We start from the raw sequence: 8,052 nt of genomic DNA, 5'->3' as shown, positions 1-8,052 counted from the left end.
AATCAGAGCATCCACTAAAAGAAGAACGTCAAACAACCTTGCATTTGAAACGGGTAACACCAAATGGTGGCCCAACCAGCTAAACATCGAATCGTCCTTGTGGAGTGACACGCTTTTTCACGGATAAGCCTCTACTATGGAAGGGATCCAGGAGGAATGCACATCTATCTCTCTGACAAAGAGATTATAGCACGATGTTTAAAAAATTCAATGTCTGGTGTCACTGATTCATCTGAACAATAGATTTAAAGTTGTCAAAGAACATTCGGGTGGGTTTTTGAGCCCTAACCCTATATTTATCTTACAAGGAGGATAACAATGAAGAAAACGTTATTATTATGCTTAGCTGCAATTTTGATTTTAACTGTTTTTGTGGGATGTGCGCCTAAAAGCCCAAGTGCAGCAGAAGCAAATACGTCACAAGAAACGATGGTTACAGACACTAGTAATAAAGAAGTAAAAATTCTGGCAGAAGTAAACGGTAAATATTTTACTGAATCTACCCGACATGGAGTTGTATTTAAAGATGGTTCGAATGGGGAAAAATCTGTGCTCAGAGGATTGACTGATGAAAAAGAATTTCACGACGCTTTACTTGCAATAGGTGCAGAGCCAGGAAATAATGTTACCCTGGATTGTATGACAAAAGGTGTTAAGGTGGAGGGTACAAAGCTGGATGTATTCGTTACATGGGAAGGATTAGGAAAAGAAATCCCTTTCAATGACATAATTACCTCTAGTGAGCCAAGACCAATGGATATTAGATTTGGTGGAAACCTAGAAAGAGCCAAAGAGAAAAATACAGGCTGTATATTATGCCTTGATAGCTGCGCTGTAGGTATTACAAGCAACTCCAGCTACGAAACGGGAGCTTCTAAAGAAATTAAATTCTTTGGAAATAAAGAGGTACTTCCTGCAGACGGAACAACAGTAACCGTTATTTTCAGAATCGCTCAGTAATGGACAAAAGGTATGAGTATACTCGTACCTTTTGTAATACTTTTAGGAGGAAATGCAAATGGATACTTTTAAATTAATGTACAATAGCTTTTTATGGGGTCTAGGGGCTGCCATCATTGCATTTCAGATTGAATGGCTGGAAATGAGGATGAATATAGGAATTATCATTCCTGTGGTTGCTGTAATATCTTTTTTCATAGTTTCTTTAATAAGAAGAATGAAAAAAGCAGGGAAATATACTCATTTTATGAATGCCAAGTTTACAACTGTAAATTTGATTATCTGCTTGATAATTGCTGTTGTAATGTTGGGATTGAATAGAATTCAGGTTGTGCCTGCGGCAATCATTAGAGAAGCTTTAGGGCTTACTTATATAAAGTTTTCCGTCATGAACCTCTATATATCTTCCGCGTTGCTGATTGGATTAGGAATGATACTATATTCAGAGATAAATACTGTTCATAAAAAGTAACTAAATAGGACTTAGAATACTGAAGTGAAATGCGATTGTCATAGAAAAATATAAAAGGAAGGCAGGAAAAAATCCGTGAGACAGTGGATGAAATCCATATGGTTTAAAATAGGCATTGTTATACTTGTAATTAGTTTATATTTCTTAATAACCCCGCTGCAAGACATTGTTAGGCAGGCAGTGATGATATTGAGTAAAGTTGATGTAGAAGCTATGAAGGAATATATACTTTCCTTCGGTATCTGGGCCCCCGTCATTTCTTTCCTCTTAATGATTTTTCAATCAGTTGCAGCTCCGCTTCCTGCTTTTGTTATAACATTTGCGAATGCAGGCTTATTCGGTTGGGTAAAAGGGGCTATCCTGTCTTGGTCCAGTGCAATGGCAGGCGCAGCATTATGCTTTTATATTTCAAGATACTATGGAAGAGAAGTTGTTGAAAAGCTTACAAGCAAGTTTGCTTTAGAAAATATAGATGCCTTCTTTGATAAGTATGGTAAGTATGCTATACTGATCGCTCGACTGCTTCCCTTTGTATCCTTTGATGTTGTCAGCTATGGAGCAGGATTAACTTCAATGAGTTTTTGGTCTTTTTTCTGGGCTACCGGGCTAGGGCAGCTGCCCGCAACGATCATCTATTCCTATGTAGGCGGAATGCTGGTGGGAGGAACGAAGAAATTTGTTTTTGGATTATTAATTTTGTTTTCCCTTAGTACCCTAATTATTCTCTTCAAGAAGATCTGGAAGGACAAAAACAAAATTGAAGTATAGGAAAGAAGAATAAAAACTTTTAAAGTGAAGGATTGTTATCATAAAGGGTGAAACAGTCCTTTCCCTATAGATCTGTTATTAAGAAATTTATCATTCCTCGGAACGGCACAGAGGCCGTTCCCTACGTAAACCTCAATAGAAATGTAGGGATCGACGCCCTCGTCGTTCCGAGTATAAATTATGATTCTTAGTCACATATCAATATTTCCTGATTGAGGACTTAGACAGGCTTCATTTTCTATAAATAGCAACAAATTTGATAAAAAGGGATGAACATATGAAACATAAGCAGCTTTCCCATAGGATTTTAAGGGAAATAAAGGAAGAAGTAGATAAATGTATAGGTTGTAAGAAATGTATGGAAAACTGTCCTATGCTGAATGAATATTGTACAAATCCTAAGGAACTATTGAATAAAACCGTTGAAGAAGGGAAAATAGACAGCCAAGTACCTTATTCATGTGCATTGTGCGGCTATTGTACTCAGGTATGTCCTACAAAAGTAGATTTACAAAAAAGTTTTTTGGAGATAAGAAAGTTCATTGTTGAGGAAAACAATGGTATTCCGAAGGAGATAAATCATAAAGCCGTTAAATTTCATCAAAGGAACAGTTTTTCCAAGCTTTTTGCCACAGCTTATGAGGGCAAAGCTAAAGGCAACCAAAAGACGATTTTTTTCCCGGGCTGCAGTCTAACAGCATACAGTCCTGAAATAGTTATGAAGGTATATGAATACTTACAAAGACAAATAGGTGATATCGGTATTATTGCGAAATGCTGCGGAAACCCAACCTATACGATGGGAGACTTAGCTTTGTTTAAAAAATACTATGACAGCTTGCAGTCGGATATAGATCGCATGGAAATTAGCGAGGTTATTACAGCCTGCCAAAATTGCTTTCAGACCATCAAAAAGCATAGTCCAAAGGTACGCGTAACATCCTTATGGGAAGTCATCGCCAAAATAGGAATTCCTCAAAGTACAATCGAAGAAACTCAGAAAATTCCCGTTACTTTTGCATTACATGATCCATGTCCTACACGAAATGAAGTGCAAATTCATGAAGCAATAAGAAAAATCCTTGAAGACATGGAACTCAAAATCGAAGAACTGCAGTTTTCTAAAGAAAAAACCTTATGCTGTGGGTCTGGTGCGATGATCGGGGTAACCAATCATGGATTAGCGACGCAACAGATGAAAAAAAGAGCTGAACAAGCAAAGTCGGATTACATTCTGACCTACTGCCAGGAGTGTGTATGGTCAATGAGAAGAGGCGGGAAGAAATCTATCCATATTTTGGATCTTATTTTCAATAAGCAAATATATGAAAGACTGGATCAAGAAGAGAGCAGTACGCTAAATAAATGGATGAATCGATATCGTGGCAGGCGAAAAATTGATAGATTGAAATAGGGGAGACAGGGGTGATGGGTTTGGATTTAATCAGAGAAAAAAAAGCGCTCATAATAAAATACTGTTGTTTAGGCTTTATACTGATTTTGCTAGTCTATTTTCTAAATCATGGGAAATTTTTTTCAGGAATATCTGCTGAAGATGTAAAGCATTATTTAGAGAGCTTTGGCGTTTTAGCACCGCTTATATATATCCTGCTGTTCACATTCGTTCCACTAACGCTCTTCCCCGATGCTGTATTAGCCATTGCGGCAGGACTGGTATTCGGGCTCTATCATGGTTTTATCTACACCATGATCGGAGCTGCCTGTGGTGCAACCCTGGCATTTTATATAGCGAGAAAACTAGGGCAGGGAGTTGTTAAAAGACTGATTAAGCATGACATAAGTATTTTCAATGAGAGAGTAGAGAAAAACGGATTTTTTATTATTTTGGTATTGAGATTAATACCACTGTTACCCTTTGATGTAATCAGCTATAGTGCAGGCTTTTCAAAAATTAGGTATCAGGACTTTCTTATAGGTACGCTTATAGGCATTATCCCAGGAGTTTTTGTCTATAGCAACCTGGGCTATAGATCTGCCGAGGCAGGGTCTAGAGGCTTCTATGTATCTTTATCTATGTTAATTTTAATGTTTGCAGTTTCTTTTATTTTGAAAAAAAGGGTGTCGCTGGAGTCGCTGCAGGAAATTTCAAAAACTGAACAATCCTATGATTAGATAAATATAGAAGCAGTACTCACTCAATCCTGTTGTGAGGACTGCTTTTTGTATGATAAAAAAATTTTAATTCACTACACCAAAGGAAGGTGCTTTTCTCATTCTGGTTACGTAAAGCAAATCTTTTAAAAAATCATCGATACGGCTCAATATTGTAGTAGATAATAAAATCATCCCCCAATCCACAAGATTTAGAGGTCCCATAGAGAAAACCGCTGCCAGAGACGGGATGTAGATAGATGCCAGCATCAAGCCGCTGGATATTGCCACCGCAGGCAGCAGTGCTCTATTTCTTCGTATAGACATAGAGCTGCATTCAAAGGCATGAAGCATTTGACAGGATACCAGATTGGCAAAAGCCATGGTACGGGCCTTTACAAGGTTTCCTGTCAAGAATAGTGTACCGCCAAAAACCCCAAGCGTGGTTAAGCCAGTAGCAATACCTCTTGTAACAATCCTTCTTTTCAATCTGATATCGAAAATACTATTCCCTGTATCCCTAGGAGGCTCCTGCATGATATCCTTCTCAGGGGGATCTACACCAAGGGAGAGAGCTGGGATGCCTTCGGTTACCAGATTGATCATTAAGATTTGACTGGGGATTAGGGGAACCGGCATGCCTGTAATAGAGGCAAGAAATATTGCTAATACCTCTGCAAGGTTGCCGGAGAGTACATATTTTACGAATTTTTTAATATTGCGGTTGATGGTTCTGCCTTCTTCCACTGCTTTGACGATGGTGCTGAAGTTATCATCGATCAATATGATAGAGGAAGCCTCTCTCGTTACATCGGTGCCTGATTTACCCATGGCGATCCCTACATGGGCCTCTTTAATGGCGGGGGCATCATTTACTCCATCTCCTGTCATCGTTACGATATACCCCTTCTTTTTGAAAGCCCGTACAATCTTTAGTTTTTGTTCCGGGCAAGTACGGGCAAATACCTGAACCTTTCCGATTATCGCCGACAGTTCATCCTCACTCATTTCATCCAGCTTTTCTCCGGAAATGATCATACCATCCTCTGTAAGCAGATTAATAGATTTTGCAATGGCTGCAGCAGTTTCCTGATGGTCTCCTGTGATCATGACTACCCGTATACCTGCCTGATGACATTTTCCTATGGCCTCCTTGACGCCTTCACGAGGCGGATCAATCATGCCCGCTAAACCTAAGAAGATCATCTGCTGATCCAGATCATCGTCTTTTAAAGAGTCCGGTTTATGCCCAAGGGGTTTATAGGCTAAAGCAAGAACCCTTAAAGCACGGGAGGCCATTTCATCATTCATTGCTATAATTCTGTCGATATACTCCTGGGATATATCGACCACCTGGTCGTCCAGCATTACGCTGCTGCATTGTTCCAGGATCGCATCTACAGCACCTTTTGAAAATACATGATAGGCTCCATTTTCATCGGAACACACTGCGGTCATTCTTTTGGTATCGGCGTCGAAGGGAATTTCATGCTCTCTTTTATAACATTGAAAGTCCGTAAGCTGGGTTCCGGATTTTTCAACAGCCACCAAAATCGCTGCCTCTGTTGGATCGCCCTTAATTTCATATCTATCAGTATTGGAGATTTGGATTTCAGCATTGTTGCAAAGGGCGCCGGAGGTCAGGAGCAGGTGAAGATCTCTATGATTGTTCACATTAATTCTTTGTTGGTTGAGAATAAAATCACCTTTTCGGTTATAACCCTCACCGGTTATCTCTATCTTTTTGTCCAGTGTAAGAATTTCTTTAACGGTCATTTCATTTTTTGTAAGGGTACCGGTTTTATCCGTACAAATGACCTTTGTGCAGCTCAGGGTTTCTACAGCAGGCAGGGTTTTAACGATGGCGTTTTTCTTAGCCATACGCTGTACACCAAAGGCCAGAGAGATGGTTAATACGGTGGTCAGACCTTCAGGGATGGCTCCAACGGCTAAGCTGACCCCTGTGCGCAGCATTTCCAGCAGCGGATGTCCGCCTAGAACACCGCCCAGGGTGATTAGGCTGGAAATTCCCAAGCAGCCCCATGTAATCATCTTAGCAAGATGATTCAAATCTTTTTGCAGAGGCGTTGGCTCCTCCTGCACATTGTTGAGCATGGCGGCGATTTTTCCCATCTCCGTATACATACCGGTGGATACCACCAAAGCCTTTCCCCTGCCTTTTATAACGGCGGTACCCATATAAAGCATATTGGATCGATCCCCAAGGGGTAGGTCAGGATTATCTAGATTTTGAACCTTTTTTGAAACTCCGTGAGATTCACCTGTTAGAGAGGATTCCATTACTTCCAGGCCATAGCTTTCGATCAGTCGGGCATCTGCAGGCACTGTATTGCCAGCTTCTAAGAGGATCAGATCTCCAGGTACCAGCGCTATTGAGGAAATTTTTTCTTCAATACCGTTCCGTATGACGCATGCAGTAGGAGCAGAAAGCTGTTTTAAGGCATCCAAAGATCTTTCCGCTTTGTACTCCTGCCATACACCTAATGCTGCCTCTAAGCCAATGATCACGAGAATAGCGGCAGCATCAACCACTTGTCCCAATAAAAGTGAAACACCGCTGGCACCGAGCAACAGCTTGATAATAAAGCCGTCAAACTGGTTAAAAAACATAGATAAAAGGGATCGCTGCTTTTTTTGTTCAAATTGATTGATTCCATGGGATTGAGATCTTGCAGAAGCCTCCGCAGCAGATAAACCTTCCATAAGATTGGTGTCCAGTTGACGTGATAAATCTTCCAATGCAAGGGTATGCCAGGGACCACGGGGACGGGCATGGTGAAAACGGGGGGAGATTGTTTTAAGCCCCTCTTGATAATAGTCATTGGATAAAAGTGCCCGGTTGTTATAAAATTCTTCCGCTGTAAGCTTTCGCTTGACATGGAAATCAGGATGAAGCACCTTACACTTTTTTGTATTCGTATTTCTATCAGATAAAAAATCCGATAGCATTTTTTCAATATGGTGTGCTGTGCATTTGGAGTTATCATAGATCAGCAGTACTTTTCCCGTATAAGGATTTGCTGTAACCATTTGTATGCCTTCAATTTTTCTCATGGATTCTATGAGCTTTAAACAAAGGGTTTCATTATTTTTTAGACGATCTATTTTTACCCGCATACGGCCAGGAATATTTAAAGTGTATTCCTGCACAGAAGATGGTAATACAAATTTTTCCTGCATAGTGGCCTCCTGAATTGAAAAAACTCTGTTGTACAATATATTTAGTATGATAAATAAGCAGTAGTTTTATGCCTCTGTTTTTTACGGATAAATCCACTATAAAAACAAAAAACAACCGTTTCCCATGAATAATAAATACACCTTTGACCAAAATATACTAAAGAGTAACATGGGAGGTGAATTGTCTTTGGAACCAGTAGGATTTATTTTAGGAGTCATAACCTTTGGTGTAGCAGCTCAGTTTAAAAAGCCTATCCGAAAGGCTGCTGTATTTACAGCCAGTCAGGCCATGGGGTTAACCAATCAATTAAAAAGTACCGTCTATGGGTTTAAAGAAGAAATTGAAGATATTATCGCAGAGGCCCAGTATGAAAATATGAAGCGAAACATGGAGAAGGTCGAAGCCCTTCATAAGGAATTTGATCAGCATCATCCGGAACATTAAACAAAGGGAGGTGAAACGCATGATGTTCATAAAGATTGCACTACTAGGTGTAGTAATGTATTTTAGTTCAATGGCTATGGGTTGGATTATGGCT

Annotated in this window: 7 protein-coding genes; 6 read left to right on the top strand and 1 reads right to left on the bottom strand. The window is 39.9% G+C overall.

All coding sequences use genetic code 11. The annotated features are described in order from the left end of the window. The first annotated feature begins 318 nt into the window (after nt 1–318). The 5 genes from BUB56_RS14695 (at nt 319) to BUB56_RS14675 (ending at nt 4,333) form a co-directional block, all read left to right on the top strand. Entirely contained in the window at nt 319–960 is a 642-nt protein-coding gene (locus BUB56_RS14695; RefSeq protein ID WP_110942059.1) for a YdjY domain-containing protein, read from the top strand. A gap of 58 nt (nt 961–1,018) precedes the next feature. Continuing rightward, nucleotides 1,019–1,432, top strand: a complete 414-nt coding sequence (locus BUB56_RS14690) for a hypothetical protein (protein WP_110942058.1) — start codon at nt 1,019–1,021, stop codon at nt 1,430–1,432. 75 nt (nt 1,433–1,507) lie between these two features. Then, nucleotides 1,508–2,200, top strand: coding sequence for a TVP38/TMEM64 family protein (locus tag BUB56_RS14685; protein WP_330392661.1), 693 nt, complete (start codon nt 1,508–1,510; stop codon nt 2,198–2,200). Nucleotides 2,201–2,477: 277 nt separating this feature from the next. Then, nucleotides 2,478–3,614 carry a (Fe-S)-binding protein gene (locus tag BUB56_RS14680; protein ID WP_110942057.1) on the top strand — a complete coding sequence of 379 codons (1,137 nt, stop codon included), beginning with the start codon at nt 2,478–2,480 and terminating at the stop codon, nt 3,612–3,614. Between the two features lie 14 nt (nt 3,615–3,628). Then, nucleotides 3,629–4,333, top strand: coding sequence for a TVP38/TMEM64 family protein (locus BUB56_RS14675; protein ID WP_110942056.1), 705 nt, complete (start codon nt 3,629–3,631; stop codon nt 4,331–4,333). Between the two features lie 66 nt (nt 4,334–4,399). On the opposite strand, the gene BUB56_RS14670 is transcribed toward BUB56_RS14675, so the two are convergent. Beyond that, the gene (locus tag BUB56_RS14670) at nt 4,400–7,513 is read right to left on the bottom strand and encodes a cation-translocating P-type ATPase (RefSeq protein ID WP_110942055.1); all 3,114 of its coding nucleotides are present in this window, start codon (nt 7,511–7,513) and stop codon (nt 4,400–4,402) included. A gap of 187 nt (nt 7,514–7,700) precedes the next feature. On the opposite strand from BUB56_RS14670, the gene BUB56_RS14665 reads away from it, so the two are divergent. Beyond that, on the top strand, nt 7,701–7,958 hold the full coding sequence (locus BUB56_RS14665) for a hypothetical protein (RefSeq protein WP_110942054.1): 258 nt from the start codon (nt 7,701–7,703) through the stop codon (nt 7,956–7,958). Nucleotides 7,959–8,052: the final 94 nt, after the last annotated feature.

The sequence above is a fragment of the Geosporobacter subterraneus DSM 17957 genome (assembly GCF_900142145.1).
In the GTDB taxonomy this organism is placed as follows: domain Bacteria; phylum Bacillota; class Clostridia; order Peptostreptococcales; family Thermotaleaceae; genus Geosporobacter; species Geosporobacter subterraneus.
Note: the sequence above shows the minus strand (reverse complement) of the source record. Positions and strands in the feature narration are given on the sequence as shown.